At 64.3% G+C, this 24,469-nt stretch carries 33 protein-coding genes, 1 tRNA gene and 1 pseudogene; 27 read left to right on the forward strand and 8 right to left on the reverse strand.

Annotation, left to right across the window (positions count from 1 at the left end):
• Positions 1–22: 22 nt before the first annotated feature.
• The 5 genes from AArcSl_RS06130 (at position 23) to AArcSl_RS06150 (ending at position 3,439) form a co-directional block, all read left to right on the forward strand.
• The gene (locus AArcSl_RS06130; RefSeq protein WP_119816459.1) at positions 23–742 is read left to right on the forward strand and encodes a phosphatase PAP2 family protein; all 720 of its coding nucleotides are present in this window, start codon (positions 23–25) and stop codon (positions 740–742) included.
• 85 nt (positions 743–827) lie between these two features.
• On the forward strand, positions 828–1,424 hold the full coding sequence (locus AArcSl_RS06135; protein ID WP_119816462.1) for a metal-dependent hydrolase: 597 nt from the start codon (positions 828–830) through the stop codon (positions 1,422–1,424).
• 167 nt (positions 1,425–1,591) lie between these two features.
• Positions 1,592–2,740, forward strand: coding sequence for a cell division protein FtsZ (gene ftsZ / locus AArcSl_RS06140; RefSeq protein ID WP_119816465.1), 1,149 nt, complete (start codon positions 1,592–1,594; stop codon positions 2,738–2,740).
• An 85-nt stretch (positions 2,741–2,825) separates the two neighbouring features.
• On the forward strand, positions 2,826–3,002 hold the full coding sequence (locus AArcSl_RS06145; RefSeq protein ID WP_119816468.1) for a protein translocase SEC61 complex subunit gamma: 177 nt from the start codon (positions 2,826–2,828) through the stop codon (positions 3,000–3,002).
• Positions 3,002–3,439, forward strand: a complete 438-nt coding sequence (locus AArcSl_RS06150) for a transcription elongation factor Spt5 (protein WP_119816471.1) — start codon at positions 3,002–3,004, stop codon at positions 3,437–3,439. The genes AArcSl_RS06145 and AArcSl_RS06150 overlap by 1 nt, the downstream gene beginning before the upstream one ends.
• Positions 3,440–3,484: 45 nt before the next feature.
• Here AArcSl_RS06150 and AArcSl_RS06155 read toward each other — a convergent pair whose 3' ends face one another.
• A complete protein-coding gene (locus AArcSl_RS06155; protein WP_119816474.1) occupies positions 3,485–3,835 on the reverse strand; it encodes a DUF7565 family protein in 351 nt (116 codons plus the stop codon).
• Positions 3,836–3,985: 150 nt separating this feature from the next.
• Between AArcSl_RS06155 and AArcSl_RS06160 the strand changes: the two genes are divergently transcribed.
• Both AArcSl_RS06160 and AArcSl_RS06165 read left to right on the forward strand, forming a co-directional pair.
• A complete protein-coding gene (locus tag AArcSl_RS06160) occupies positions 3,986–4,738 on the forward strand; it encodes a PHP-associated domain-containing protein (RefSeq protein WP_119821767.1) in 753 nt (250 codons plus the stop codon).
• A gap of 132 nt (positions 4,739–4,870) precedes the next feature.
• The gene (locus tag AArcSl_RS06165) at positions 4,871–5,236 is read left to right on the forward strand and encodes a hypothetical protein (RefSeq protein WP_119816476.1); all 366 of its coding nucleotides are present in this window, start codon (positions 4,871–4,873) and stop codon (positions 5,234–5,236) included.
• Here AArcSl_RS06165 and AArcSl_RS06170 read toward each other — a convergent pair.
• Positions 5,233–6,282, reverse strand: coding sequence for a KaiC domain-containing protein (locus tag AArcSl_RS06170; RefSeq protein WP_119821769.1), 1,050 nt, complete (start codon positions 6,280–6,282; stop codon positions 5,233–5,235). The genes AArcSl_RS06165 and AArcSl_RS06170 overlap by 4 nt on opposite strands.
• 119 nt (positions 6,283–6,401) lie before the next feature.
• Between AArcSl_RS06170 and AArcSl_RS06175 the strand changes: the two genes are divergently transcribed.
• From AArcSl_RS06175 to AArcSl_RS06235, 13 genes are all read left to right on the forward strand, one after another.
• On the forward strand, positions 6,402–7,250 hold the full coding sequence (locus AArcSl_RS06175; protein WP_119816479.1) for an NAD(+)/NADH kinase: 849 nt from the start codon (positions 6,402–6,404) through the stop codon (positions 7,248–7,250).
• Positions 7,250–7,807, forward strand: a complete 558-nt coding sequence (locus AArcSl_RS06180) for a hypothetical protein (RefSeq protein WP_119816482.1) — start codon at positions 7,250–7,252, stop codon at positions 7,805–7,807. Before AArcSl_RS06175 ends, AArcSl_RS06180 begins: the two co-directional genes overlap by 1 nt.
• A gap of 68 nt (positions 7,808–7,875) precedes the next feature.
• On the forward strand, positions 7,876–8,079 hold the full coding sequence (locus tag AArcSl_RS06185; RefSeq protein ID WP_119816485.1) for an HVO_0649 family zinc finger protein: 204 nt from the start codon (positions 7,876–7,878) through the stop codon (positions 8,077–8,079).
• Positions 8,080–8,168: 89 nt separating this feature from the next.
• Positions 8,169–8,699 (forward strand): hypothetical protein, encoded by a 531-nt coding sequence (locus tag AArcSl_RS06190; protein WP_119816488.1) that lies wholly within the window; start codon positions 8,169–8,171, stop codon positions 8,697–8,699.
• Between the two features lie 72 nt (positions 8,700–8,771).
• Positions 8,772–9,311: a DUF5812 family protein gene (locus tag AArcSl_RS06195; RefSeq protein ID WP_245883383.1), complete on the forward strand. Its 540-nt coding sequence runs from the start codon at positions 8,772–8,774 to the stop codon at positions 9,309–9,311.
• An 87-nt stretch (positions 9,312–9,398) separates the two neighbouring features.
• On the forward strand, positions 9,399–9,677 hold the full coding sequence (locus tag AArcSl_RS06200; RefSeq protein ID WP_119816491.1) for a ubiquitin-like small modifier protein 1: 279 nt from the start codon (positions 9,399–9,401) through the stop codon (positions 9,675–9,677).
• A 3-nt stretch (positions 9,678–9,680) separates the two neighbouring features.
• The gene (locus AArcSl_RS06205) at positions 9,681–9,983 is read left to right on the forward strand and encodes a hypothetical protein (protein WP_119816494.1); all 303 of its coding nucleotides are present in this window, start codon (positions 9,681–9,683) and stop codon (positions 9,981–9,983) included.
• On the forward strand, positions 9,983–10,363 hold the full coding sequence (locus tag AArcSl_RS06210) for a hypothetical protein (protein WP_119816496.1): 381 nt from the start codon (positions 9,983–9,985) through the stop codon (positions 10,361–10,363). Before AArcSl_RS06205 ends, AArcSl_RS06210 begins: the two co-directional genes overlap by 1 nt.
• An 89-nt stretch (positions 10,364–10,452) precedes the next feature.
• Positions 10,453–11,133: an AzlC family ABC transporter permease gene (locus AArcSl_RS06215; RefSeq protein WP_119816500.1), complete on the forward strand. Its 681-nt coding sequence runs from the start codon at positions 10,453–10,455 to the stop codon at positions 11,131–11,133.
• Complete coding sequence (locus AArcSl_RS06220; protein ID WP_119816503.1) at positions 11,130–11,483, forward strand: AzlD domain-containing protein; 354 nt, start codon at positions 11,130–11,132, stop codon at positions 11,481–11,483. Before AArcSl_RS06215 ends, AArcSl_RS06220 begins: the two co-directional genes overlap by 4 nt.
• A 59-nt stretch (positions 11,484–11,542) precedes the next feature.
• Positions 11,543–12,244 carry an FxsA family protein gene (locus AArcSl_RS06225; protein WP_119816506.1) on the forward strand — a complete coding sequence of 234 codons (702 nt, stop codon included), beginning with the start codon at positions 11,543–11,545 and terminating at the stop codon, positions 12,242–12,244.
• A gap of 132 nt (positions 12,245–12,376) precedes the next feature.
• Positions 12,377–12,450, forward strand: a tRNA-Ile gene (locus tag AArcSl_RS06230).
• A 154-nt stretch (positions 12,451–12,604) separates the two neighbouring features.
• Positions 12,605–13,057, forward strand: a complete 453-nt coding sequence (locus AArcSl_RS06235; RefSeq protein ID WP_119816510.1) for a nucleoside deaminase — start codon at positions 12,605–12,607, stop codon at positions 13,055–13,057.
• Between the two features lie 103 nt (positions 13,058–13,160).
• On the opposite strand, the gene AArcSl_RS06240 is transcribed toward AArcSl_RS06235, so the two are convergent.
• The gene (locus AArcSl_RS06240; RefSeq protein WP_119816513.1) at positions 13,161–13,604 is read right to left on the reverse strand and encodes a pyridoxamine 5'-phosphate oxidase family protein; all 444 of its coding nucleotides are present in this window, start codon (positions 13,602–13,604) and stop codon (positions 13,161–13,163) included.
• 123 nt (positions 13,605–13,727) lie between these two features.
• Positions 13,728–13,940, reverse strand: a pseudogene (locus AArcSl_RS06245) (HVO_2922 family protein); the annotation flags it as partial.
• 152 nt (positions 13,941–14,092) lie between these two features.
• Between AArcSl_RS06245 and AArcSl_RS06250 the strand changes: the two are divergent.
• Together AArcSl_RS06250 and AArcSl_RS06255 are read left to right on the forward strand one after the other, a co-directional pair.
• The gene (locus tag AArcSl_RS06250) at positions 14,093–14,821 is read left to right on the forward strand and encodes a hypothetical protein (RefSeq protein WP_119816518.1); all 729 of its coding nucleotides are present in this window, start codon (positions 14,093–14,095) and stop codon (positions 14,819–14,821) included.
• Positions 14,822–15,012: 191 nt separating this feature from the next.
• Positions 15,013–15,444, forward strand: a complete 432-nt coding sequence (locus tag AArcSl_RS06255; RefSeq protein ID WP_119816521.1) for a universal stress protein — start codon at positions 15,013–15,015, stop codon at positions 15,442–15,444.
• Between the two features lie 25 nt (positions 15,445–15,469).
• On the opposite strand, the gene AArcSl_RS06260 is transcribed toward AArcSl_RS06255, so the two are convergent.
• Both AArcSl_RS06260 and AArcSl_RS06265 read right to left on the reverse strand, forming a co-directional pair.
• Positions 15,470–17,110: a sensor histidine kinase gene (locus AArcSl_RS06260; protein ID WP_119816524.1), complete on the reverse strand. Its 1,641-nt coding sequence runs from the start codon at positions 17,108–17,110 to the stop codon at positions 15,470–15,472.
• A gap of 42 nt (positions 17,111–17,152) precedes the next feature.
• On the reverse strand, positions 17,153–18,601 hold the full coding sequence (locus AArcSl_RS06265) for a hypothetical protein (RefSeq protein WP_119816527.1): 1,449 nt from the start codon (positions 18,599–18,601) through the stop codon (positions 17,153–17,155).
• Between the two features lie 186 nt (positions 18,602–18,787).
• Between AArcSl_RS06265 and AArcSl_RS06270 the strand changes: the two genes are divergently transcribed.
• Together AArcSl_RS06270 and AArcSl_RS06275 are read left to right on the forward strand one after the other, a co-directional pair.
• Positions 18,788–19,228 carry a metal-dependent transcriptional regulator gene (locus tag AArcSl_RS06270; RefSeq protein WP_119816531.1) on the forward strand — a complete coding sequence of 147 codons (441 nt, stop codon included), beginning with the start codon at positions 18,788–18,790 and terminating at the stop codon, positions 19,226–19,228.
• Entirely contained in the window at positions 19,225–19,701 is a 477-nt protein-coding gene (locus AArcSl_RS06275) for a DUF7533 family protein (protein ID WP_321167772.1), read from the forward strand. The genes AArcSl_RS06270 and AArcSl_RS06275 overlap by 4 nt, the downstream gene beginning before the upstream one ends.
• On the opposite strand, the gene AArcSl_RS06280 is transcribed toward AArcSl_RS06275, so the two are convergent.
• Positions 19,698–21,554: a UvrD-helicase domain-containing protein gene (locus tag AArcSl_RS06280; protein ID WP_119816534.1), complete on the reverse strand. Its 1,857-nt coding sequence runs from the start codon at positions 21,552–21,554 to the stop codon at positions 19,698–19,700. The genes AArcSl_RS06275 and AArcSl_RS06280 overlap by 4 nt on opposite strands.
• 385 nt (positions 21,555–21,939) lie before the next feature.
• Here AArcSl_RS06280 and AArcSl_RS06285 point away from each other — a divergent pair, with 385 nt between their 5' ends.
• The 3 genes from AArcSl_RS06285 (at position 21,940) to AArcSl_RS06295 (ending at position 23,993) form a co-directional block, all read left to right on the forward strand.
• On the forward strand, positions 21,940–22,266 hold the full coding sequence (locus AArcSl_RS06285) for a hypothetical protein (RefSeq protein ID WP_119816537.1): 327 nt from the start codon (positions 21,940–21,942) through the stop codon (positions 22,264–22,266).
• Positions 22,267–22,430: 164 nt separating this feature from the next.
• Positions 22,431–22,622, forward strand: a complete 192-nt coding sequence (locus AArcSl_RS06290) for a hypothetical protein (protein ID WP_119816541.1) — start codon at positions 22,431–22,433, stop codon at positions 22,620–22,622.
• Positions 22,623–22,706: 84 nt separating this feature from the next.
• On the forward strand, positions 22,707–23,993 hold the full coding sequence (locus AArcSl_RS06295) for a tRNA pseudouridine(54/55) synthase Pus10 (RefSeq protein ID WP_119816545.1): 1,287 nt from the start codon (positions 22,707–22,709) through the stop codon (positions 23,991–23,993).
• A gap of 32 nt (positions 23,994–24,025) precedes the next feature.
• Here the strand turns inward: AArcSl_RS06295 and AArcSl_RS06300 are convergent, their stop codons facing one another.
• Positions 24,026–24,373 carry a hypothetical protein gene (locus tag AArcSl_RS06300; protein WP_119816548.1) on the reverse strand — a complete coding sequence of 116 codons (348 nt, stop codon included), beginning with the start codon at positions 24,371–24,373 and terminating at the stop codon, positions 24,026–24,028.
• Positions 24,374–24,469: the final 96 nt, after the last annotated feature.

A 24,469-nucleotide genomic window follows, 5' to 3' on the forward strand; every position in this document is an offset into this window, starting at 1 on the left:
GCTCGGACGGAGTCGTACCCCCATGAGTCGCGGACTCGGTGTGACCGTCGCCCTGCGGGAGTCGCTCCCCGAATGGACGGCGACCCTGTTCGCTGCGGTTTCGGTGCTGGGCGATCTCGCGGTCATCGTTCCGGTCCTCGGAGTGCTGTACCTGGTCGACGTCGGCGAGAGCCTGCGTGAGAGCCACAGTCACGACGGGGAAGAACCGCTCTGCTCCGACCGGACTGCGTTCCTTATCGCGACCGTCTTCGGCGGGCTCGCACTGATCGTCCTCTTGAAGGCGACGTTCGCGCTCCCCCGCCCCCCCACAGAGCTTCACGCCGTGGTTCCGAGCGAACACGGGTTCCCGAGCGGCCACACGATGGCGGCGACCGTCTTCTGGGGGGCACTGGCGCTGTGGACGACTGTCGGCCGACGTCGCCCGCGGTTCGCGACCGCGGCTACAGTCGTGGGACTCGTCGGCGTCTCCCGAATGGCACTGGGCGTTCACTACCTCGTCGACGTGTTCGCGTCGGTCGGGTTCGGGACGGCGTATCTCGCCGGGATGTGGTACCTCGCCCGCGGAATCCCGGTCCGGGCGTTCGTGATCGCCGCCGTGGTCGCGCTGCTATCGCTCGCCGTAACCGGCGGCGAAACCAGGGCACTGCTGGCGACTGCCGGAACGATCGGAGCGGCGGTCGGCTGGTGGACCGTCGAGCGAGCGCCGGTCGAGCGACGTCTGCGGGCCGCTTTTGCGGACTGATTCCCCCAGTCCCCCCAGTATCAATCGGACACCCGGAAGTCGACAAGCCGAGAGATGTATACTGGAGGAGGTTAATTCTCGGGATATGCCGAACTATCCGACCCACGCACAGTGGGGTCGTCGCGCGGCGGTCGCGGTCGCTCTGTTGGTGGGGGCTGGAATCTACACAGCGTTCGATCTCCCGATCCTGGCGGTCGTCGCCGCGGTCGGCGCGGGAGCGACGACGTTCGTCGGGTCGATCTACCCGGACGTCGATCACCACAACTCCGTCCCTCGCCGGAAGGCGACGCGGATCTTTCGAGGCTTCGCTGTATTCGGCGTTATCTCCCTGGGCGTATTACACTGGGAACGACTGGTCGAATTCGCCGCGACGATCCCGACCGAGGAACTGCTCTCGGAGGACGTAATCCCCACGGAAATAGTCGCAAGCGGCGGGATCGCGATGCTCGCGCTGGGGAGTGCGGCGCTCGTGGATCCGCTCATCGGGATAGTGACCCGACAACACCGCGACTGGACACACAGCGTTCCGATCAACTTCGCTTTGACAGCGCTTTTCGCTGCCGGGGTCTGGCTTCTGGTCCGGGAGTTCGAGCCGGCCTACCAGATCGCGGCTGTCGCCGTCGTCGGCGCGTTCTTCCTCGGCTGTCTCGTCCATCTGGGACTCGACGGGGAGGTCGGGTGACCGTCCACGACCGTCCACGACCGTCCACGACCGTCCACGACCGTCCACGATCGGCATCGTGCAGAAATGGATCGAATCGGCCGTATTCGGACGACATCCGGCGTCAGACGTTCGTCTGACGAATGGGAAAGGTAAATAGGCTCGGTACACAATCCGTTTGCAAGTATATGGACTCCATCGTCGAGGACGCGATTGACGAGGCCGAGGAACCGGGGGAGGATCCGCCCGAAGGGGAGTTCGGCGGCGAGGCGAACCGCGACGCCACGCCGACCGGGACGATGTCCGACGACGAACTCCGCGACGTCTTGCAGGATCTCCAGACGAACATCACCGTCGTGGGCTGTGGCGGCGCCGGCGGGAACACCGTAAATCGGATGTCCGAAGAGGGGATCCACGGGGCGAAGCTGGTCGCTGCCAACACCGACGTCCAGCACCTGGTGAACGTCGAATCCGACACCAAGATCCTGATGGGACAACAGAAGACGCAGGGTCGCGGGGCGGGATCGCTCCCGCAGGTCGGCGAGGAGGCGGCCCTCGAGTCCCAGGAAGAGATCTACGACGCCATCGAGGGCTCCGATATGGTGTTCGTCACCGCCGGACTGGGTGGCGGCACCGGCACGGGTTCCGCCCCCGTCGTCGCCAAGGCCGCCCGCGAGACCGGCGCGCTCACCATCTCGATCGTCACCACGCCGTTTACCGCCGAAGGGGAGGTCCGCCGGACGAACGCCGAGGCGGGGCTCGAGCGGCTCCGTGACGTCTCGGACACGGTGATCGTCGTGCCGAACGACCGCCTGCTCGACGCGGTCGGGAAACTCCCGGTCCGTCAGGCGTTCAAAGTGTCCGACGAGGTGTTGATGCGGTCCGTCAAGGGGATCACCGAACTGATCACGATGCCCGGCCTCGTCAACCTCGACTTCGCGGACGTCCGCACGGTGATGGAGAAGGGCGGCGTGGCGATGATCGGTCTCGGCGAATCCGACTCCGAATCGAAGGCGCAAGACTCGGTGAAGTCCGCGCTTCGCTCGCCGCTTCTGGACGTCGACATCTCCGGGGCGAACTCCGCGCTGGTGAACGTCACCGGCGGCTCCGACATGAGCATCGAGGAGGCCGAGGGCGTCGTCGAGGAGATCTACGACCGGATCGATCCGGACGCACGCATCATCTGGGGCACGTCGATCGACGAGGAACTCGACGGACAGATGCGGACGATGATCGTCGTCACCGGCGTCCAGTCGCCACAGATCTACGGGGGAACAGATGGCCAGCCCGCCGGCGAATCCATCCAGGGAACCGAAGACATCGACTACGTCGAGTGATCGATCGGCGGCTCCGATCGGCGATTGCCCCGACCGTCGGCCCATCAACAGATAGAAAACCTCCGAAGCCGTAGCCGCGTTTGATATGGACGTCCCGTACGACCTCAACAGCTACATTCGGGTGTTAAAACTCGCCAGCACCCCGACCTGGGGAGAGTTCATCCAGGTGTCGAAGATCGCGGGAGCCGGGATCCTTCTGGTCGGCTTCATCGGATTCCTCATCTTCGCGATCATGAGCCTCCTCCCAGGGGTGGGTGTCTGATGTCCCTGTTTGCCGTCAAGACGACGGCCAGCCAAGAGATGACCGTCGCCGACATGATCGCAAACAGGGAGGAAGAGGAGATCCACGCGGTGATAGCGCCGGACTCGCTGACGAGTTACGTGATGGTCGAGTCGGACAACACCGCGGTGATCGAGCGGATCATGGACGAAATTCCCCACGCACGCAGCATCATTCCCGGGGAGTCCTCGATGGCCGAGGTGGAGCATTTCCTCTCGCCGACGCCGGACGTCGAAGGCATCGCCGAGGGCGACATCGTCGAACTCATCGCGGGTCCGTTCAAAGGCGAGAAGGCGAGAGTCCAGCGGATCGACGAGGGTAAAGATCAGGTCACCGTCGAGCTGTACGAGGCGACGGTTCCGATCCCGGTGACCGTCCGTGGCGACCAGATTCGGGTGCTCGACTCCGACGAACGGTAGCGTTGGGTGCTCGACTCCGACGAACGGTAGCTCCGGGCGGCGCGGTCACGACGACTCGGTCGTGCGTTCGGTCGATCCCTCGGTCGAGGGCGCTCCCCCGCCACGGGCGTCGTCGAGGCGTTCGACCACCTGCTGGAGATCGGCTTCCGATTCGATCTGTTCTTTCACCTGTTCCCGCAACCGCACCGCCGTGGAGTCCGCGTCGTAGGCTCTCACGTACTCGGCTCGGGTGTGTTCCTCGAACGCGTGCCGGATCGCGAAGTACCCCTCGGGTACGATCGTCCCACAGACGTTACACTCGTGTCGTTGGTGCTCGGTCGTCTGATGGACGATCGCGTCCTCGACGGTATCGAACCCGGCGCCACAGCCGTCGATACCGCAGTTCCAGCGGACCATACCGACACGACGCCCCCGCACCGGTTAACCGTTTTCCCCCAGCTCGGCCGCCACGGCAGAACCCGAAGAGGAAACCGATTTGGGCGCGGATCCGAATCACCGTGTATGGCGGGGAACACGTCGACCGGCGATCCCGGGACGCGGGTCGACATGCACGTCAAGGTACTCGACGAGTCGGTCGCAAAGCGGGCGAAAGATCGCGGAATAGACGTCCTCGTGTACGCGCCACACTTCACGCGGCTGCCGGAAATCAAACGCCGGGCCGAACGGTTCAGCGACGAGGAACTGCTGGTGATCCCGGCACGGGAGGTGTTTACGGGCGACTGGCACTCGCGCCGTCACCTCCTGGCGGTTGGGCTCTCCCGTCCGGTCCCTGACTTCATCACGTTCGAGGGCGCAATGCAGGAGTTCGAGCGACAAAACGCCGTTGTGCTCGTCCCCCACCCCGAATTCGCGACGGTGAGCCTCACCGGTCCGGAGATTCACTCGAACCTCCGGCGGCTCCACGGCATCGAGATCTACAACGCGAAACTGTTTCCCCACCAGAACGGCAAGGCACGAACGGTCGCACGGGAGACGGGACTTTCCGGGTTCGGATCGTCGTACGCCCACCTCCGGAGAACCGTCGGCGAAGCGTGGACGCAGTTCGACGCGGAGATCCGCTCGGAAACGGACCTTCTGGAGGCACTCCGTGACGGGAGCCCCCGCCGAGTGTTGCGGCGCAACGGCGCGGGACACCGTCTCCGGGGCCTTGCAGAGTACGCACACCTGTTCTGGGAGAACACCTACGAGAAGTTCGACCGTGTGTTCCTCTCGGGGACCGAACCGACACACCCGACCCACGTCGCGTACGACGGCCGATTCGACGACGTGACGGTCCGGGGCGCCCACAGATTTAGCTAGTTCACGACCCGGGATCGACAGTGTTCCTCGACACGGAACTCGCCCGGGAATATCATGAAAAACGATAGCGTAAATAAACAGACAATATACAGCAGTACGACTTCGGATGGTTGGTGTGTACAGTAAAATAACATGCCTTGTATCTCACTGGAAGAGACCCAGACGGGCACCAATACGGCCGACCACGCCCGTTGTATCTTTCCCGACGGGGGTGAGTACAACTGCGAGGTCGTCTACGACGTCGGCGACGACCTCCCCGACGACCGGGAGTGGTGGCTGCTCAAGGTCACCTCCTGGATGGTCGAGTGGGGTCCGCCCCGGGACGTCGCATTCACCCGACAGCCGAGCGACCGGTGCGTGCGGATCGAGTTCAACTTCGATTCGCTGGATAACTGTCGCGAGTTTCGCACCCGCGAGGACCACGAACTGATCGTCGACGGCGATCTGATCGTGGACGCGCGAATCGAGAATCGGTGTGAAATCCCCGATCCGACTTAAAACAGGTTCGCCTGCTGGTAGACGTTGATCCCCTCGTTGGTTATCTCGTAGGGCTTCGTCTCCCGAGAGTGGTTTGCGTCCCTGATCTTCTGAATCTCGACGGCCATACGCGTCTCCTGGAAGTTCGAGGTCCGAACGTACCGGAGGACGAACACTGCGTCCGTCAGATACTCCACGATCCCGTATCGGGAGGTGTACGGGCTCTCTTCGCTCGCCTCGGAGGTGAGAAGTGTCGTCACCCCCACCTCCTTGAGCGAGCGAGTGAACTCGAATACCTGGGACCGCCGCTTCGACGGGTGGTCGTACATCATTTCCAGAAGCGACACCGAGTCCAGAACCAGCCTGTCGGCGCCGAAGTCCGCGACCAGCCGCGAGAGGTCCGAGCTGATGCTGGAGAGGCTGTTCGCCATCTCGATGGGATCCATCGAAACCACCGCCAGCCTGTCGTCCTCGACGTACTCCCGGAACGGCCAGCCCTTGTCTTCGGCGGTCGAGAGGATGGCCTCCCTGCTTTCCTCGAGTGTGAGGTAAATGGCTCGTTCCCCATCTTTGAATCCGTGTTCGAGGAACTGGAGAGCGAACGTCGTCTTGCCGGTGCCGGCGCTTCCGATCACCGAGATGAGAGATCGTTGTGGAATTCCGCCGAGGATCATGCTGTCGAGTCCGTCGATCCCGAGTTGGATCCGCTCGACGTCGGAATCCAGTTCCGCCTCCGTTAGGTCGGGTTCGAAGCCGCCGGGGGCGTCGCCGGACGCTGCGCCGCCGAAGGGATCGCCCGTCGATTCGCCCGGCTTGCCGAAGTCGGCGAAACCGAAGTCGTCGACGTCATCGGAACCGTGCATCGGTTCCGGTCCCGGCGTGACGCCGGGATCCATCTCGTCGCCGCCGGTGTCTTCGCCCCCGCCGGTGTCTTCGCCCCCGCCGGTGTCTTCGCCCTCGTCAGTGCTTTCGTTCCCGTCGGATCGACGCGCGTTCCGGCCGGACGATTCGCCTTCGGCTTCGAGTTCGCGAAGCGCCCGTTCGAACCAGTCGTCGTTGTCGGTCATGCTCTTCGGGATCCCGTCGCCGATGTCGGCTGTCCGAACAATCGAGTCCCCGCCTGATGAACTTTGCCCGTCGGAACGCACCCGTGGTGCTTTTGTCGAGGGGTGTCGAACCGCGTCGCATGGAGGTAGGCATCGTCGCACAGCGGGGAAACGCCCGGGCCGCCAGACTCGCGTCCGAGATCCGCGAGAAACTTCGGGAACTCGATGTCGCCGTTCGCATCGACGAGGCGACTGCAGACCGGCTCGGTGCCGTCGACGGGAACGAACCAGCCGTGCCGGAGGGACATCCGGTGGAGACGTTTCGCGAGTGTGATCTCGTCGTCTCGATCGGGGGGGACGGCACGTTCCTGTTTGCCGCCAGGGGCGCCGGCGGGACGCCCGTTCTCGGCGTCAACCTCGGCGAGGTCGGCTTTCTCAACGCAGTTTCCCCGTCAGAAGCAGTCGAGGTGATCGGCCGGGAGGTGACGGCGTACCGACAAGGGGAACTGGACGTGCGCGAGGTGCCCCGGGTGAAGGCACGAACGGACAACTGGATGTCGGGACCCGCCGTCAACGATATCGTAGTACAGGGATCCCGCCGGGGGCACGGAGGCGGGATCGACTACGACCTCCGGGTCGACGGATCGCTGTACTCCGGCGGCCACGCCGACGGGGTACTGGTGGCGACACAGACGGGATCGACCGCGTACAATCTGTCGGAGGGCGGTCCGCTCGTACATCCGTCGATCGGTGGGTTCGTCGTCAACGAGATGTGTGCGTCCGGCGGGATGCCCCCGCTGGTCGTCGACGGCGACGCCGAGGTGACCGTTCGCGTCACCGGCGCCGACCGCATCGTCGTCGTAAGCGACGGCCGGAACCCGGACGAGCTTACGGTTCCCGCCGAACTGACGATCGAACGGAGCGATCCCCCCGTCAGGCTGGCCGGCCCGACCTCTGACTTCTTTGAAGCGCTCGGAAAGCTCTCCTAATGACTCGACCAGACGGGAGAACGCTCCCCGTGGGACTGGCGTCGTTCGCCGGCGAAACGCGTCTCGGACACGCGGTTTTGGTTCTCGTCGGCGCGGCGGGGTTCCTGGCGGGATATCTCGGGAGTGCGGTGCTGTTCTTCGAGGGACTGGAGACGTTCGCTCCGGGGGCTCGGCGGCTCCCCGCCCTGATAGCCGGCGCCTTCGGTTCGCTCGGTTGCTGGGGAGTGTTCGCGGTCGGGTTCGTCCGGGGTCGCGGCGGGCCGGTGTTGAACGCGATCGTCTACCCCGTCCCCATCGTGGCGGTGTTGCCGGTCGCGGTCCGATGGACGGCGTTCGGGCCCGAGATCGGCGCCCTGATCAGTCGACTCGGGTTCGTTCTGTTTCCGCTGGAGGTTCTGGTTTCGGCCCTCGCGCTGGTCGTGCCCGGCGTCGTCTTTTTCGCGTCGCTGCTCGCGGTGTGGGCGGCGACCCTCGATGAGGACCGTCGGCGTACCTGGCAGCGCGAACAGCTCTCCCGGGAGTTCTACGAGGAGTTCGTCGAAGAGTCCGAACGCTGACTCGGCTCTCGACAGTGTCGCGGGCTCCCGGGGAGAAGTTTATTCGGACGGCCATGTGAGTCTCTAACATGGTTTCGATAGACAGAGGTGGAGCGACTCCGATAGAGCGCTTGTTGCGCCGGTATGAAACAACCGACACGAAGTGTCCGAAGTGCGGCTACGTCGACGAGGAGGGAAACTGGACGACCAGGACGGACGGCCGACGGATCGTGTATCACCACGTCTGTCCGAGCTGTGACGCCGACCGAGAGCACATCTTTCGTCTCGAGTGATCCCTGCCTGCTCACTGTCGTCGGAACCGCAGGCAAGCTGTCCCCGCATTCGGCGGATTTAATCGGCCGCGGGGCGTACGACCGGACGGATGGAAGACGGCTATCGCGGCGTCGTCGGCGCTGTCCCGTTCGCGTTCGGGAAAAGCGACTCGTACCTGTTCAAAAGCTACGCCGTCGTCGGGACACTCGTCGCCGCGTTCATCGGGATCCTGTTCGTTCTCGGCGTGGTCGTCCTGCTCGGGCAGACCGGCGGCCGGGCCGGCACCCTCTCGTTTTCCCGGAGCTTCGTCCTCCTGGTCGGCGTACTCCTGGTGGCCCCGCTGCTCGCGCCGACGCTTCTGGTTGCTCGGCGGCACCGTCGTGGATCCGGACACGATCGACGGTACGACGCCGCGATGGCGCTGAGCGGCTATCTGTTCCTTCTGGCCGTCTACGCCGGCGCGGTCGCGTCGATGCCCGAATGTTTCATCCTCGACGGCGAGACGGTGTGTCGACCGCCGCCAGGAGGACTGACCGGACCAGTCGTCGCCGCCCTGTATGCGGTTCCACAGTTCCTCTCGCCGGTTTTTCCCGTCATCGGGGCAATCCTCATCGGCGTGTTTCACCGGGTCTGTCGGTGATGAACGAAGAGTGTACCCAGTTGCGGATGAATGGCGAAACCGGGAAACCGCTCCGGCGAATAGCATCCTCCGATGACCGACGACGACCTCGACTCGTCTGCCGATGACCCCAACTTGTCCGCCGATGACCCCGACTCGTCGGCTGACGACACGAAGGAGAGCACGTTTCTCGTGACACACGCCGACGAGGAGTCGGCCGTGTTGAGAGACGTAGCCGACGGACAGGTGCACACGCTCGAGTCGAATCCGGGGCTTTCGGAGGGGGAAGCCGTCGAGGGCATCGTCTCGCCGGACCCACCTCTCGGCGTCACGTGGCAGCTCGTCGGGGTCGAGGCACGGCGCAGCCTCACGATCGAGGAGAGCGACGAACCGCCGACCGCACGCGAACGGGAACTCGCAGCGGCACAGCCAGTGGGTGAGCTAACCCGGGAACAGCGCGCCGGAACCGGTGAGCTACACGTCATTACCGTCGAGGAATCGGAAACGGAGGCGGCAATCGCTGACGTCCTCGACGACAGGGAGACGACGCTTTCTCGGGCCGCACGGCTGGGCGTCTCCCGGGTCGAAATCCGGTCGGAGCCCGGCGTGATCTCGATTCGATACCTTCCCTAATCCGCCGGCGGGGCAACGTGTCGAGGCAACGCGTCCAGGGCCGCCGGTGCCGACGTACATTTTAACCTCGGGCCCTACCCACCTCGTATGGAACTGGAGCTGCGGTTCTTCGCGACGTTCCGCGAGACCGTCGGAACGAAAACGAAAACGCGGGAGTTCCCCGACGGCGCCGTCGTCGGCGACGTTCTCGAGACGCTCGAGTCGGAGTACGAAGACCTCGAGGGACGGCTGCTCGACAACGGGGAGCTGGCCCCACACATAAACGTACTCAAAAACGGACGCGAGGTGTTGCACATGGAGGGACTGGAGACGGAACTGGCGGAAGGCGACACGCTGTCGATCTTTCCCCCGGTCGCTGGCGGATAATTCATGGTCGACGACGCAACTCCCGAAGAGTGGGATCGGCGAGAACGCCCCTTCCGCGGGATATCGCGGCGGCTCGCCGCCAGATACCTCCGCAACCTGGGCGGAGAGTTCGCCGACGCCGACAAACCGATGTCGGCAAGCGAGATCGAAAGTGACGACTGGCGGGCGACCCTCGCCACGGACACGGTCGAGATCGGCCAGTCGCTCACCCTCACGGAGGTGACGGTGACCTTCGAGGGGGAGCCGTCGGTGCTGGATCGGCTGATCGAGGAGTTCAGACGAAAGGCGATGCGGGCGGGTGGCTGATGTCGGAGAATCCGACGCCCGAGCGTCACCTTCCCTTCGACGGACCGGTGCTGCTGTACGCCGCCGCAACGGCGAGCGTCGCGCCGAACCGGCTGCCGGAACTGCTCGTCGACGGACAGGAATTGCTTTCGGGGCGGGTCGATGCGTACCACAGACAGTACGAGAACGTCCGGAGCGACTCCGGTCGCTCGATCTTTCTGGTGCCGACCGGACACTGGGAGGAGATCGGGGAGGAACTGGGCGTGAACGAACGGGAGGCAGACGCGCTCCGGCGGGCACACGAACGGCAGCTCTGGCGGGTCGGCGCCGAAAGCCAGCGCCGCGAGGGGTTCGATACCGCCCTCGAGATCCGCGAGGCGGTCGTCATCGGACGGGAGTAGGCGTCTTACCTCGTTTCCGGGGCGTTTCTCGATCCAGAGATCGGGAGGCAAACCGACAGTCGTTTGCCTGCCGGTCGTAACGTGATCGTGTGGACCGGGAGGACCTACGAGCCGGAGTCAGGGACGCGTCCCCGCTGTTTTTGGGTATCGTTCCGTTCGCGCTGGTCGTCGGTGTCGCGGCCGTCGAGGCCGGGTTGACGCCCGTACAGGCGGTAGCCATGTCCGTGATCGTCTTCGCCGGCGCCGCACAGCTCGCCGCGCTGGAGCTCATCGGCGAGACGGCTCCCCTTTCCGTCGCCGTCGTGACGGCCGTGATCATCAACCTCCGGATGGTGATGTACTCGGCGTCGATCGCACCGCACTTCCGGTCGTTCCGCCGTCGGATCCAGGCGCCGCTTTCGTACGTGCTCACCGATCAGGCGTACGCGCTGTCGGTCGCACGGTTCGCCCGCGAGGGAAACACCGACCGGCTGGCGTACTACCTCGGCGTGGCGGGGTCGATCTGGCTGGTCTGGCAGGTCGGGACTGTCGCGGGCGTCGTGGTCGGCGCGGGCGTCCCGCCGGAACTCGGGCTCTCGTTTGCGGTGCCGCTGGTGTTCCTTGCGCTTCTGGTGCCGGCGATGAAGGATCGCCCCACGACAGCAGCCGGCATCGTCGCGGCCGTCGTCGCGGTCGCGGCCGCCGGCGTCCCGTACAACCTCGGGCTGCTCGTGGCCGCCGTCGTCGGGATCGTCGTCGGCCTCGCGGTCGAAGTGGGTGAGAAGGTGTGACCGGACACGGTTACTGGGCGGTGTGGTTCGCTATCGTCGTCATCGGCGTCGCGACGTTCGCGCTGCGGTTTTCGTTCATCTACCTGTTCGGCCGCGTCGACGAGGTGCCGCCGCGTGTACGCCGGGCGCTCAGGTTCGTTCCGCCGGCGGTGCTGGCCGCGCTGGTCGCGCCGGCGCTGGTGACGATCGACCCCGACATCGGCGTCGTCGCCTCCCTCGCCGACGAGCGCCTCGCGGCCGGACTGGTCGCAGCCGGGGTCGCCTGGCGCACGGAGAACCTGTTTTTGACGATCGCCGTCGGGATGGGCGCGCTGTGGCTGCTGCGGTTCGGATTCGGGATGGGATTGTGATCTGCGACCGGGAGACCGACTCCGCCGCAGTTTTTACCGTCGGGGCTCGAAGGGCGGGTATGCGACTCCGGTACGTCCTCGGCCTGCTGCTTTTGATCCCGCTGGCCGACGCCCTACTTTTGGTCGTGGTCGCGGGGTACATCGGCGCGCCCGCGACGATCGCGCTGGTGGTGCTCACCGCGCTGGTGGGGATGTTGCTCGTGCGCGCCGAGGGCAGACACACCCTGCGCCGGCTCCAGCGCAAGGCCGCCCGCGGGGAGCCGCCGACCGACGAACTCATGGACGGCGCGCTGTTGATCGCCGCCGGCGCGTTCCTGCTCACGCCGGGGCTGGTCACGGACGCGATCGGGATCCTCATCTCGATCCCGATCACCCGGTACCCGATCCGGGAGGTGCTCAAGCGGTACGTGGTGGTGCCGTACCTCGACCGCGAGATGGACGGGTTCGTCACCGGGGGTGTGTGGACTCACGGCTTCCCGGACCCCGACGAGTTCGAGGGGAGCCAGTTCGGCGGGAGCCAGTTTGACGGGAGTCAGTTCGGCGGCACCGACGGCCCGGGGACCGATGAGACGGGCGCCGGCGTCGGGTTCGGTCGCGAGCGATTCGACGAGGAGTTCGGGGGCTTCGACGCCGATGACCGGAGGGACACGGCCGACGGAAACGACGTCGTCGACGTCGACTTCGAGGTCGACCGCGACGACGAAACCGAGGAGAATGACGACACCGAAGACGACGACGCTCGCGACGTCCCACGCCGGTAGTACGCGATCCTCGTTCGTTCTCGCGTCTCGGCATCCGCCGACCGCGATAAGAGGAAAATCGACGGACGTAAACGTGATTTCGAAAGGAAAATCTTAAACAGTTACCCGCGCAACGACTTATTGCGCTCACCTGGGCCAATAGCTCAGTCAGGTTGAGCGCTCGGCTGATAACCGGGAGGTCCGCGGTTCAAATCCGTGTTGGCCCACCTGATTTCCTGGCTGTTTTCAGCCAGGAGAGATTGGGGCCGGGAACTCCCCAGCCACCTAATCTCGACGTTCTACCTGATCCGAGAGAATTCTCCGCCCCGAGTATCGGAGACTCAGTGACGTACACTAAGTATCACCGCGAAAAGTAACTGTATGGCCGAAGACGAGGAGTACATCCGAGAAGCGATCGAACTGGCACGCAAGTCGGTTTCGAACGGAAACAATCCCTTCGGATCACTGCTCGTGGTCGACGGGACAGTCGTCGAGCGGTCGGGAAACACCACGGAGACCGACAACGACGTCACCGCCCATCCCGAACTCAAACTCGCCCGCTGGGCGGCCCGCGAACTCGACGACGACGAGCTCGCGGCGTGTACCATGTACACCAGCACCGAGCCCTGCGAGATGTGTGCGGCTGCGATTTACTACGCGGGGCTGGACCGGGTCGTCTACAGCGTCTCCGGTTCGACGCTGGCGAACGTCCAGGGGAAGACGAAAAGCGGCATCAGCTGCGAGGAAGTGATCGACCGAAAAGGCGGGGACACGGACGTCGACGGACCCGTCCTCGAATCCGAAGGGAAACGCGTTCACGAGGAGTTCTATTGAGTGCCTCCGGCCGAATCCAGTCGAAGCACAGGACCCGTCTGCTAGACGGTGCTCGGGAGAAAGAGGGACGTGCACGGTCTGGATCGAGTTCTTGCCGAGGAGATCACTCGATGGTCATTCTGCCGACGACTTCCACCATCCGGAGTTCGTAAATAGTAAACTGGATGTCCTCGACCACCTCGGCGAACAGCCGGAACGGCTGGAACCACTCGTTGATCGTCGCGTCGTCCAGTTCCGTCTGCCACTCGTGGAGGGATCCCCGAACGAGAATACTCCAGGATTCCTCGGAGGAAGCGTCGTAACACACGAACGTCGCAGTGTCGGTCGTCTCGAGGAATCGCATCTTTTCCCCCTCCTCGGAGTCGTCCACACCGGACTCGCCCACGCGAAGGAGGAACCGATCGCCGTCGTAGTGGTAGCTCAGGGGGATCGCGTACGCGTCGTCGCCGTCTGCCAACCCGAGAACGCCGTGTTCGCCTGACCGCAGGTGGTATTCGACGTCCTCCTCGTCCATCCCCGCAGTGTACACGTAGTTGACATTTTCCATGAGTAGCGTTTGTCACCCGTGGTAATATACTCTCGCACGGACTCACTGCGGACTACCGCTCGGCCGTCGCCGATCCCCCAATCAATCCACGTTGATTCCCCCGGTCACCCTTCCTCGACCCGGTCACGGATCGTCGTGCTCCCGGACGACGTGTTCCTCGACCGCTGCTCCGGGTGCGTTGTCTTTGACGCTCTCGATTCCCTGTATCGCCGCCCGTTTGGTGGTGTATCCCTGTCCCGAATCGGCGATGATGTTGCCGTTGTCGTGGCGAAGCCGCCACCGCCAATTGCCGGCTGCGTCCTCGTACAGTTCGAACGTCGCTTTGCTCGCGGTGCTCATACTAAACGGTTCACAGGAGTGTCATATAAATGATCAGCTGTGAGGGGCGGGTCAGCTGTCCTGCTCAGTCGGCCCATCCTCTGTCAACGCCGAGAGCGTCTTCCACGAGGATGGAAAAACGTTATAAGCAAACATCAAAACCCGTTGACATGGTCCCCGACGAACCGACCCGAACCGGCCTCCTCCTGGTTGCGCTCGGTCTCGCGACCCTCGGTGCGGGCCTCGCGGTCGGCGGGATGCCCGCCGACACCGTCTTCCAGTACACCGCCGCCGAGATCTCCGGCGAGGACGGCGAACTCCACGCCGAACCAGTGCCGCCGGAACGCTCCGGTAACCTGCACCAGCTCCCGGTCGACGGTCGGATCGTCTGTCTCCCGTCGGTGACTCGGGAGTGTTATCTCGAGTTGAACGCGCTCGAGGAGGGCGAAACGCCCGGCTACCCCCTCAGATCCGCCCACGACTACCTCTACGCCGATGGTCAGTTCTACGAGCTAACGCACGACCGGGACGACCAGACCATGGGCCACGAGCCGGTGGCCACCGAGGAGGCTCTCTCGCGACTGGCCGTCCCCGAATCGGAACTCGACGGGGCGACCCGCGCCGCGATCGACGACGGAACCGTGCGGACGGTCCGTGAACTCCCCGCGGCCGACATCCTCGTGGTGACCGACGACGGTGACTACTACACCGTGTACCGCTCCGGGAGCAAACAGTACGGCGACACGGGGTCGTTCTGCTCGTCCGCCGGGGACGGCTTCTGCGATCGGGCGGACCGGACCCGCTATCGACCCGTGACGATGCTTATTTTCGGCGCCGTGTTCGGGATGGTCGGGATCGTCACCGGAGGGCGACGGATCCTGGAGGGCCTCCGTGAGTGACAGTTCTCGCCCAGATCCGCACAGTCCGACTCACCGAAACCAGTGACCAAACCACAAGCAGAGACTGTTTTAGTACCGAAACCGACGGTCCATACAGTAGACAACTGGACACGCAGTCGGATTTCGGCACAGTTTTTGTAATACAGAGATAACGTTCAAATGACGCCGGTCGTCGGCGTCGGGGAGCAACCATGATCGAACGGATACTACTACCAACGGACGGGAGTGAGGCGGCCGAAAGCGCGGTCGAACGGGCGTACGAACTCGCAGACAAGTTCGACGCCGAGCTACACACGATGTACGTGATCGAGATCGAGGCGCTGCCGACGTTCGCGAATCTCGACACCGAACCGGTCCGGGAAGCTCACAAACGGCGAGGAGATGAACTGCTCACAGAGATCGAGGAGAACGCACCCGCCGGCGTGAACGTGACGAAGGCAATCGAGGAGGGCCATCCGGAAAGTCACATCGTCGACTACGCCGAAGAACACGACATCGACGTGATAACGATGGGGACCCACGGCCGTGAGGGTCTCGGACGCGTGTTGATCGGCAGCGTCACCGAACGCGTGATGCGGGAGTCCCCGTGTTCGGTACTGGTGACGCCCGTCGAGGAAACGTAGCGGTCGACTGTGACAGCGACATTTTTCAGTTGTCGAGCAGGGTCACGTTCCGAAACTCGAATCGGGCTCCGCCGGAGTCGCCGTCGGTGATCCCGACCGTCCATCCGTGGGCGTCGGCGATCCCCTTCACGATCGCGAGCCCGAATCCCGTCCCGTCCGACTCGGTGGTGACTCCCGACTCGAAGACGCGTTCCCGTTCCTCCTCGGGTATTCCCGGTCCGTCGTCTTCGACGTAAAAGCCGTCCGACAGATCACCGACCGTCACCGTCACGTCAGTCCCGCCGTGCTCGATGGAATTTCGAAACAGGTTCTCGAACTGCTGCTGCAGGCGGTCAGGATCCGCCCGTACCCGGCGATCGCTTTCGATCCGCAACTCCGCGCCGTCGCTTTCGACCATGTCCCAGGAGCGTCGGGCGATGCTCGACAGCTCGACGGCTTCGGGCTCGTCGATCGGCTGTCCCTGTCTCGCGAGCGCCAGGACGTCCTCGATCAGCGCTTCCATCCGATCGAGCGCGTTGCGTGCCGCCTCCAGATGCTCGCTTTCCTGCTCTTCGCGGGCCAGTTCGATCCGGCCGGTCGCGACGTTGAGTGGGTTCCGGAGGTCGTGAGAGATCATTCCGGCGAACTCTTCGAGACGTTCGTTTTGCCGCTCGAGCTCCTGTCGATACCGCTCCCGGTGGGTGACGTCGGTGAGCGTTATCGCACGGCCGATGCGGGCGTGACCGGTCGTGAACGGGTTCGCAGAGAGCTGATAATAGCGGGCGTCGCCACCACGGTCGACCTCGATGAGTTCCTCCTCGTTGGCGACGAAATCGGCGAAACGTGGGTCGACCGCCTCGAGCCGCTCCCCGATAGCGCCATCGAGAGAGGGAAACAGTCGCAGGGCCGGACGGTTGTAGTCCCACACCTCGCCGTCGTCGTCGAGCATGACGACGGGATCGTCCGTGGCGCCGGCCAGTTGAACCCGCTGAAACCGATCGAGGAAGACGAAAAGCACGCCGATCGCGAAGGCGGCGACGCCGATCGGCGAGTAGGTGAACTGTAGGACGACCGGTGAAACGGCGCCGAGAACGTCGAGTACCACCGGAAGCCCGGTAAGCGCCACGAGAACTGCAAGCGGTTTCGTATCGCCGCCGACCTGAAAGAACAGCTCGTACAGCATGAAGAACCCGACGACTGCAAGCGAGTACGCAAGGGCCATGACGAGCCAGTGGATCGGCTGGTGAAACACCGCAAGGTGGGGAAACGGTACCGTCGCGATCTCGGACGTGAAGTACTGGCCGTGCCACGGGTTGGTGAGTTTGACCGCGACCACGGCGAGATACACGCCGAGCGCGATTCGGCGGAGTGTGGCGTCCCGATGTAACGAACGCCCGGTGTACGCCGAGCAGAAGTACAGCCACGGGCCGACCGCGGCAAACCCGACGATCAGACCGGCGAGATAGAAGCCGTACTGGAACGACGGCGTGGGAACGAGCAGATAACCGACGTGTGTCGTCGCCCAGGCGCCGCTCGTGAGCAACAGCGTGTACAGCCCCCATCGGGTGTCTGTGTCCTCCACTGCGTCGACTTTCGCCAGACTCGCGAAGCAGCCGATTGCGGCCGCAGCGAAAACGAATACATAACCCAGAAAGAGCGGATCAGAAAACGACGTCGACAGCGCCATTACGGAAAACCCACCCCCCAACTGTATCAACGTTGTGGAACGTCACCCGGAGGGCGATTCGTCGTCAAACTGTCCCTCGGCGTCAGCGTTCACATCGTCTTCAGCGATCTTCTCGTCACCGTCCTCCGCTGTACTCTCCTCGCCTGCGTCATCCTCCTCGCCTGCGTCGTCCTCCTCGATGTCGTCGTCAGCCACGACACCGACGTCGCCCTCGGTGGAATCCTGGACTTCGTCTCCGGTCTCTGCCGCCGGTCGATCGGAAACTGGCACGACGCCGGTGCGTATCGCGATTCCGCCGATCACGAGCAACAGACCCAGTCCGACGAGCACCCAGGACTGACTGAAGAACACGGCCAGGGTCCGATCGAGAAGTCCGAGCACGAGCGCCACGAGTTCCGGTTGTATTTCACCCTGGCCGGCTGCGGCTTCGAGCTCCGTTTCGATCACGTCCTGTGAGATTTCCAGGCCTGCAACGGTTATCACCCCGGCGAGAGTGGACGCCGATCCCACGACGAGTAGACCCGCCGACCGAGTGACAGTGAACCAGCCGACGAACGCCGAGACGACGATGGCAACCAGCGGCAGCACGATGGCGAGGATTCCCAGAAGCGACACGCCGTCGCGGACCGTCTCCAGGTTCTCCCTGTCCTCTTCGGTCAGTTCCTCCGTCAACTCGACGGTGTCCGGGAGCTCCTCGTCGAGCTGGTTGTGCGCCGCGGTTTCCGCCGCCTCCAGGACGCTCGCCTCGGCGTCTTCGACGCGTTCCATGAACTCATCGTAGGTGAGATCCTCCTCGATCAACCCGTCGACGTACACCGTCCCCAGCTCGAGGACCGCGCTCTCGACCTCCGGTGGATACTCCTCGTCGGCGATGTCGGCTTCGAGCTCGGCGATCGCCTCCTCACGGATCTCCTCGCGCGACTCCTCGTATGCCTCATCCAGTTCCTCATCCGTGAGATGCGGCGTCGTCTCCTCCTGGATACGCTGTTTCTGCTCCTCCTCGAACTCCGCTCTCGTGGCCTCGAACTCCGACTCGCTTTCCGTCAGCGCAGCGAACGTCGGATCTAGCTCCCGGAGTTCCGCGGTGTCGACGACCGATTCCGCGATCTTCGGGGCGAGTTCGTCCTTTAGCGTCTCGGTTTCGACGGCGAGATACAGCTCCTCCCGGTCGCCGTGGAGATACGCGTACAGACGATCGACGTTCGCCTCAGTCTGTTCCTGGAGGTACTCCTCGGTGACCACCTCGGCGATCAGTTCCTCGGGATCAGGTTCATCCTCGACAGTTCCGTCGGCCATCCCCTCGGCCATTTCCCGTTGTATCTCCTCGAGCAAGACAGCGTACGCGTCCTCCTCCTCGAGGCTCTCCTTCACGAACTCACTGTCGAGTGCAGTCCTGTCGACTCCGACGGCGAAATTGGCACCCAGAATCGATATCAACAGTACGACACCAAGAAATCCAACGACGAGAGCCCGCCCCAGATTTCGCGCCATGTGCCATTCTCATCATCAGCCTCACAAATACTGTTCGGTGCAGTTACCGTTTTTGAGAGTCGGACCCTCCCGAAAGCCGATCGGGACGCGAGTCGCCACAACGGGAACGCTCTTGACCGGGAGGATACAATTGCGACGTGTCCGCAACTGCGACGAACGGCGGTCAACGGGAGCCGAAGACGAGACATGAGCCACGAACCCGAAAAGCAGTACAGCGAAAGCGTCGAGATGTACCTGAAGGAGATGTATCTGCTCTCCCGGAACGGTGATCCAGCCAAGACGGGAGAACTGGCCGACTCGCTGGGGGTGTCCCCGCCGAGCGTGACCGAGATGGTCGATCGGCTGGCCGAGCAGGGGCTCGCCACTCGCGAGAAACATCGGGGAACGCGACTCACCGAGGACGGGACACACGAGGCCGAACGTGTGCTGCGGAAACACTGCCGGATCGAGCGGTTTCTGGTGGAACAACTGGGCAAGACCACGGGGTTCCACGAGGAGGCGTGCCGGCTCGAACACGCGATGAGCGACGACGTGGCCCGCGCGCTCGATCGGTTTGTCGACCTCCCCGACGAGTGTCCGGACTGTTACGACCGCGAAGCTGACCGTTGCTCGCGGCTGTTCGGGTGAGCGATCCGGAACTGAACGCAGTCGGGACCGACGACAGCAGCACCGACGACGAAACCGGCGATGTCGAGGACGAGGAGCTTTTACCGTCAGGAAGCGTATCCACGGCGATGCGTTTCGGACTGTTCGACATGATCGGGTTGGCGACGACGCTCGTGTTCGCCATCCCGCTGGCCAACGTCGGCGTGCTGCGGATCCTGGGCGGCGAGACGCTGTTCGGTGCGGGGCTCGTCGCCGTAGCCGTCGCGATGGTCGTTTTACCCCAGTTCTTCTTCAATCCTGGGCGGATCGTGAAAGCGCTCGTGTCCGGATTGGTTCCGCGCCGCCTCCGGAGCGTCGGCGACGGAAGCGCCACGGCTGACGGCGATGGCATCTCGGGTCACGACGATGGCATCGCGGTCGAAGACGGGAGCGTCACGGTCGAAGACGGGAGCGTCACGGACGGCGGTGACGAGAAAACTGAACCGCAGGGCTAGGTCGCCGTCTCTGCCTCGACGGACGGCGCAATCTCGAGTTCGTCGAGCAGTTCCTCGATCGAAGCCTCCTGGGGTTCACCACACAGGAGGACGTCGAGAGGAAGCGTCGGCGCCCCTTTGATGACGTTTTCCAGCAGGACGAGTCGCTCGCGGGCCCGGGACATCCCGACGTAAAACACCCGACGCTCGTTGTCGGTCACGATCGGTACCGGGTTCGTCGTCTTCGTGAACGTTCCGTCGATCCCCGGAACGTTCTCGGGATCCTCGACGGAGGCGGCCATCTGCTCGACCACCTTCTCCGTGAGGTCGGTGCCGACGTACACGTGGTCGGCCTCGCGCCCCTTCGCGGAGTGGATCGTTCCGACCCGCACCCGGTTGGGATCCATCTTCTGGTAGTCACCCGTGAAGTACGCCTTCACGGAGTTGCGCTGAAAGCTCGTCACCTTCCGGAGCATGTCGCCAGCGCTGGCGGGACCGGGCATGAACGGAACCCGGTCGCGGATCCCGTCGGGATCGATGTCGATCTGGGCGATGTCGTCGACGTCGGCTTCCTCCTCGATCTCCTCGAGGAAGTCGTAAAACTCCTCCCTGTCGTTCGTCCCGAACGCCGACGTCTGCAGCATGTCCGCGAGTCGGCGGGCCTGCAGGCCGGTGACCTGCTCGTCGGCGTCGATCGCCTCGATGGCCCGCACGTAGTCGGTGAGTCGGTCGGTCCACATCCGCTGGTCGGTGAGCGCGCTGAAAGGGATCCCGATGTCGATGAACTCGTCGATGAACTGGAACAGCTGATAGCGAGCCCGAAACAGGACCATCACGGTCTCCTCGTCGTCGCTTTCGACGGTGTACCGGACGTTCCGGGCGACCTCGAGCATCGAGGGGTTCTGCTGGGCCTCGACAATGCCGCCCTCCTTGCGGGGTTTGAGGTCCTTCTCCTGCCGCTTTGCGATGTGTCTGACCTCCGCGTTGACGGCATCGAGGATCCGCGAGGGGAGCCGGTAGGAGTTGGGCAACACGACGTCCTCGTCGACCGGGGTTTCGAGCAGGAGGTCGGGGTCGGCACCCTGCCAGGCGTACACGACCTGGTCGTCGTCGCCGGCGATCAACACCTTCTGCATGTGCGGGCGCCACTCTTCGTACACCTCGTACTGGAGCGTCGTGATGTCCTGGAACTCGTCGATCACCAGATAGTCGACGTTCGGGAGAAGCGACCGCTGGGCGACCCGTTCGAGCATGTCGGCGAAGCCGACCAACCCGTGTTCGCCTTTATAAGCTCGCCACGCGCGGATCGTCTGTGGGACGTCGACGCGGTCGTCCGACGACGACCACGTCGGGGTGTATTTGTTGCCCTCCTGGGCGTTCGGATCGATCTCCGGCGGGAGGCGAACCTCCTCTACGTCCCACTGGAACGGGACGTCGTACCAGTCGGCGACGTCACGCTGGGTTCGCTGGAGCCACTGGGAGGTGGCGATGACCTTGTTTCCGAGCGTCGTCGACCGAGCTGTGCGGCGTCCGGCGCCGCTGTGCTCGTCCTCGAACTCGATGCCGTAGTCCTCGCAGAACTCCTTTTTGTCGTCCTCGCCCACGACGTCCCCACGCGAGAGGTTCAAAAGCTCGTACGCCTTCGCGTGCATGGTACAGACGTTTCCCTGCAGGGCACGGGGGGAGACGTCGAGACGCTCCGCGAGGCGTTCGCGGACCTCGGCCGCCGCCGCCCGTGTGTACGAGACGACGAGGACGTCCCGGAAGGTTATCTCCTCGTCTTCGAGCAACTCTTCGACGCGATCGAGGAGCGCCGTCGTCTTCCCGCTCCCCGGACCGCCGAACAGTCGGGTTACCGTCGGGTCCGAACTCATTACAGGTTCTCTGGGCCCGAACCCGTATAAACGACGTGGCTACAGTCACATCGTGAAAACGGACGGAAAATAGCCCACCAGATCGTTCGACACTGTGTACCACACACAAACAAAAATTAATATCCCTCCATCCTACGGTGTGTCTGTCCCGGTTCCCCGGGCCGATCAACCCATGACCACGTACCCAACCGCGATCCCGTCGACCACTGACCCCAAGTGGTCCGTGCGTTCCGCTCGCGGTGGCGTGGTCGGACTCCCGGCCGTCGCCGCGTAACGCACGACCGGCGACGGCTGCACTTTCTCCGCGTGCCGACCGGCGAGGTGTCGCCGTCGCCCCTGGCCCCGTTTCGACGTTCGAACGACACACCACACAGACCCGAGTCCAATGGCAGCAGCACGACACGACAGACGGACCGCCCACGAAGGCGACGACGCCGACGACACGGCACGCATCGAACTCCGCGTTCGCATCGAGGTCCCACGCGACTGCGAGGGCGACCTCCAGGACGGAGTCGAGTCGAAACTCGTCCGGCCGTCGACAGTCGACCGGCTCGTCGAGTTCGAGGTTCACGAACTCAGACCGCGGCTCAACGACCTCAGCGTGGACGCCACCGCACAGTTCCGGACCGCGGCCTCGCCGGAAGCACTGCGGGCCGAACTCGAGGAACTCGTCGGTGTCACGCCGGCTCTCCCCGAGGACGGTTCCCGCTGACTCCCCAGCTGACGCCGAAGCCCACGACCCCCGCTGACGCCGAAGCCCACGACCCCCGCTGACGCCGAAGCGATCGCACCCTCCACGCCCTCCAGGGCCTCCAGGACCTTCGGGTGCGAAACGCCCAACGTCGACACGAAAAATCGAGAGAGAGAGAGAGACCGATGTTAGACCCCAATCACTCGCCCTACGAACAGCAACGTGCACGCCCCGCGGACGCGTCCCAGGACCCCGCCCTCGTGGTGGGCTTTTTCGCGGCGATCGTCGTCGCACTCCTGGTCGCCTCGTTTCCCGCAGTCGTCGGGTATCTGGGTGCGGCGGCAGTCGGTGCCGTCGCGCACCGGGTCGTCGTCTGAGGGAGGCAGTAGAGGCCACTCCAACGGCGTTCTGCGGGAGGCCGAAACACAAGACGGTTTACCGCCACGCCTGTTTTTCACTGTATGGACGACCTACTCGACGCCGCTGCCCGGATCACGGCGGGGGGGCCCGTGTGCGACGCATGCCTCGGACGCCCGTTTGCGGACCGAAGCTACGGCCTCACCAACGAAGCGCGGGGGCGATCGCTCCGGGTCGCGCTCGCGCTCCGGGACGACGAAGAACCCGACGACGTCGAGCCCGACGACTGCTGGGTCTGTGAAGGGTTGTGTGGTCGGTTCGACGAGTGGGGCCGTCGCTGCGTCGAGACCGTCGAGGACGTCGAGTTCGAAACCTACCAGGTCGGAACCCGCGTTCCGCCGCTGCTGGAGGAGAACGAACAACTGCTCCGGGAGGATGCGGGCCTCGACGACGACGCCGGCGAACCCCTCAAGTCGGAAGTGAACAGGGAAGTCGGAAAGCGGGTGGGTCGGCTGACCGAAACGGAAGTGTCCTTCGAGCGACCGGACGTCCAGTTCACCATCGACGTCGCCGACGACCGGGTGGAACGACAGATAAACAGCGCGTTCGTCTACGGTCGCTACCGGAAGCTCGAACGGGACATCCCACAGACCGAATGGCCCTGCAGGGAGTGTCACGGATCGGGCCGCCAGGGCAAACTGGAGTGTGACCACTGCGGCGGCACCGGCTATCTCTACGACAGAAGCGTCGAGGAGCTCACCGCCCCGATCGTCATGGACGTGATGGACGGCACCGACGCGACGTTCCACGGCGCGGGCCGGGAGGACGTCGACGCGAAAATGCTCGGAACCGGGCGACCGTTCGTGATCGAGGTGTCGGAGCCGACCCGACGGCGCGTCGACGTCGACCGGCTGGAGGAGGACGTCAACGCGTTCGCCGACGGGGCAATCGAAGTCGAGGGGCTCCGGCTGGCGAGCTACGAGATGGTCGAGCGCGTCAAACGGCTGCCGGCCTCGAAGCGCTACCGCGCGACGGTTACGTTCGAGGATGACGTCGACGAGGAGGCGCTCGCGGAGGCAGTCGAGACGCTCGAGGGCGCCACCGTCGAGCAGTACACCCCCAACCGCGTCGACCACCGACGCGCGAGCAAGACCCGGGAGCGAACCGTCTACGACATCGACGCCACGCTGGAGGGGCCGCGACGGGCGACAGTCGAGATCGACGGGGAGGGTGGACTGTACATAAAGGAACTGATCTCGGGGGACGAGGGACGGACGGAGCCGAGCCTCGCAGGGCTGCTGGGGATCGAGGCGACGGTGACCGCGCTCGACGTTCTGGCGGTCGAAGGCGAGGACGAGCCGTTCGAGGATCCGGAGTATTTCCGGAAGTAGTCTCGGAGTTCGTCGGGGAGACCCCCACGTTGCTACAGGAACTCTCGCACTTCCGAGTACCACATGTCGTGGTAATCGACGGCGTCGAGTGCCTCCGCGACGTCGACCGCCAGCGCGTGCCAGCACCGCTGGTCGGGGTCCGTCGAGTCGAGGTTGTACTCGCTGTCCTTGCAGTGGCAGTCCCCGTTTTCGACGATGTACTCCTCGGAGTGCCCGACGACGACGGTAAAATCCCGGTACTGCTTCACCCGTCCCTCCCCGACCGCCGATATCGCTTGCTGGCCGCGGTCGCCGTGTGCCGAGACGATGGCGTCGGCTATCTCCGGAGTGAGTTCACCCGCCTCCGAGAGCGCCGCCTGCCAGTCGTCCCCCTCGCTCACGCGTGCTAATTTACGGTACCCATTCAAAACGGCGTCGGTGCGGGCCACCTCCCGAACCGAGTCGGCCGCCCGAAACCAGTCGACCGCCGCTGAGTC

Source organism: Halalkaliarchaeum desulfuricum (assembly GCF_002952775.1).
GTDB lineage: Archaea > Halobacteriota > Halobacteria > Halobacteriales > Haloferacaceae > Halalkaliarchaeum > Halalkaliarchaeum desulfuricum.

Coding starts and splice junctions, on each gene's coding strand:
- AArcSl_RS06175 (WP_119816479.1), top strand. CDS start 6,402: ATGGAGGTAGGCATCGTCGCACAGCGGGGAAACGCCCGGGCCGCCAGA.
- AArcSl_RS06135 (WP_119816462.1), top strand. CDS start 828: ATGCCGAACTATCCGACCCACGCACAGTGGGGTCGTCGCGCGGCGGTC.
- AArcSl_RS06155 (WP_119816474.1), bottom strand. CDS start 3,835: ATGGTCCGCTGGAACTGCGGTATCGACGGCTGTGGCGCCGGGTTCGAT.
- AArcSl_RS06170 (WP_119821769.1), bottom strand. CDS start 6,282: ATGACCGACAACGACGACTGGTTCGAACGGGCGCTTCGCGAACTCGAA.
- AArcSl_RS06150 (WP_119816471.1), top strand. CDS start 3,002: ATGTCCCTGTTTGCCGTCAAGACGACGGCCAGCCAAGAGATGACCGTC.
- AArcSl_RS06210 (WP_119816496.1), top strand. CDS start 9,983: ATGTCGGAGAATCCGACGCCCGAGCGTCACCTTCCCTTCGACGGACCG.
- AArcSl_RS06295 (WP_119816545.1), top strand. CDS start 22,707: ATGGACGACCTACTCGACGCCGCTGCCCGGATCACGGCGGGGGGGCCC.
- ftsZ (WP_119816465.1), top strand. CDS start 1,592: ATGGACTCCATCGTCGAGGACGCGATTGACGAGGCCGAGGAACCGGGG.
- AArcSl_RS06250 (WP_119816518.1), top strand. CDS start 14,093: ATGGTCCCCGACGAACCGACCCGAACCGGCCTCCTCCTGGTTGCGCTC.
- AArcSl_RS06160 (WP_119821767.1), top strand. CDS start 3,986: ATGCACGTCAAGGTACTCGACGAGTCGGTCGCAAAGCGGGCGAAAGAT.
- AArcSl_RS06240 (WP_119816513.1), bottom strand. CDS start 13,604: ATGGAAAATGTCAACTACGTGTACACTGCGGGGATGGACGAGGAGGAC.
- AArcSl_RS06280 (WP_119816534.1), bottom strand. CDS start 21,554: ATGAGTTCGGACCCGACGGTAACCCGACTGTTCGGCGGTCCGGGGAGC.
- AArcSl_RS06180 (WP_119816482.1), top strand. CDS start 7,250: ATGACTCGACCAGACGGGAGAACGCTCCCCGTGGGACTGGCGTCGTTC.
- AArcSl_RS06190 (WP_119816488.1), top strand. CDS start 8,169: ATGGAAGACGGCTATCGCGGCGTCGTCGGCGCTGTCCCGTTCGCGTTC.
- AArcSl_RS06255 (WP_119816521.1), top strand. CDS start 15,013: ATGATCGAACGGATACTACTACCAACGGACGGGAGTGAGGCGGCCGAA.
- AArcSl_RS06145 (WP_119816468.1), top strand. CDS start 2,826: ATGGACGTCCCGTACGACCTCAACAGCTACATTCGGGTGTTAAAACTC.
- AArcSl_RS06205 (WP_119816494.1), top strand. CDS start 9,681: ATGGTCGACGACGCAACTCCCGAAGAGTGGGATCGGCGAGAACGCCCC.
- AArcSl_RS06130 (WP_119816459.1), top strand. CDS start 23: ATGAGTCGCGGACTCGGTGTGACCGTCGCCCTGCGGGAGTCGCTCCCC.
- AArcSl_RS06265 (WP_119816527.1), bottom strand. CDS start 18,601: ATGGCGCGAAATCTGGGGCGGGCTCTCGTCGTTGGATTTCTTGGTGTC.
- AArcSl_RS06285 (WP_119816537.1), top strand. CDS start 21,940: ATGGCAGCAGCACGACACGACAGACGGACCGCCCACGAAGGCGACGAC.
- AArcSl_RS06270 (WP_119816531.1), top strand. CDS start 18,788: ATGAGCCACGAACCCGAAAAGCAGTACAGCGAAAGCGTCGAGATGTAC.
- AArcSl_RS06195 (WP_245883383.1), top strand. CDS start 8,772: ATGACCGACGACGACCTCGACTCGTCTGCCGATGACCCCAACTTGTCC.
- AArcSl_RS06260 (WP_119816524.1), bottom strand. CDS start 17,110: ATGGCGCTGTCGACGTCGTTTTCTGATCCGCTCTTTCTGGGTTATGTA.
- AArcSl_RS06200 (WP_119816491.1), top strand. CDS start 9,399: ATGGAACTGGAGCTGCGGTTCTTCGCGACGTTCCGCGAGACCGTCGGA.
- AArcSl_RS06185 (WP_119816485.1), top strand. CDS start 7,876: ATGGTTTCGATAGACAGAGGTGGAGCGACTCCGATAGAGCGCTTGTTG.
- AArcSl_RS06235 (WP_119816510.1), top strand. CDS start 12,605: ATGGCCGAAGACGAGGAGTACATCCGAGAAGCGATCGAACTGGCACGC.
- AArcSl_RS06225 (WP_119816506.1), top strand. CDS start 11,543: ATGCGACTCCGGTACGTCCTCGGCCTGCTGCTTTTGATCCCGCTGGCC.
- AArcSl_RS06290 (WP_119816541.1), top strand. CDS start 22,431: ATGTTAGACCCCAATCACTCGCCCTACGAACAGCAACGTGCACGCCCC.
- AArcSl_RS06165 (WP_119816476.1), top strand. CDS start 4,871: ATGCCTTGTATCTCACTGGAAGAGACCCAGACGGGCACCAATACGGCC.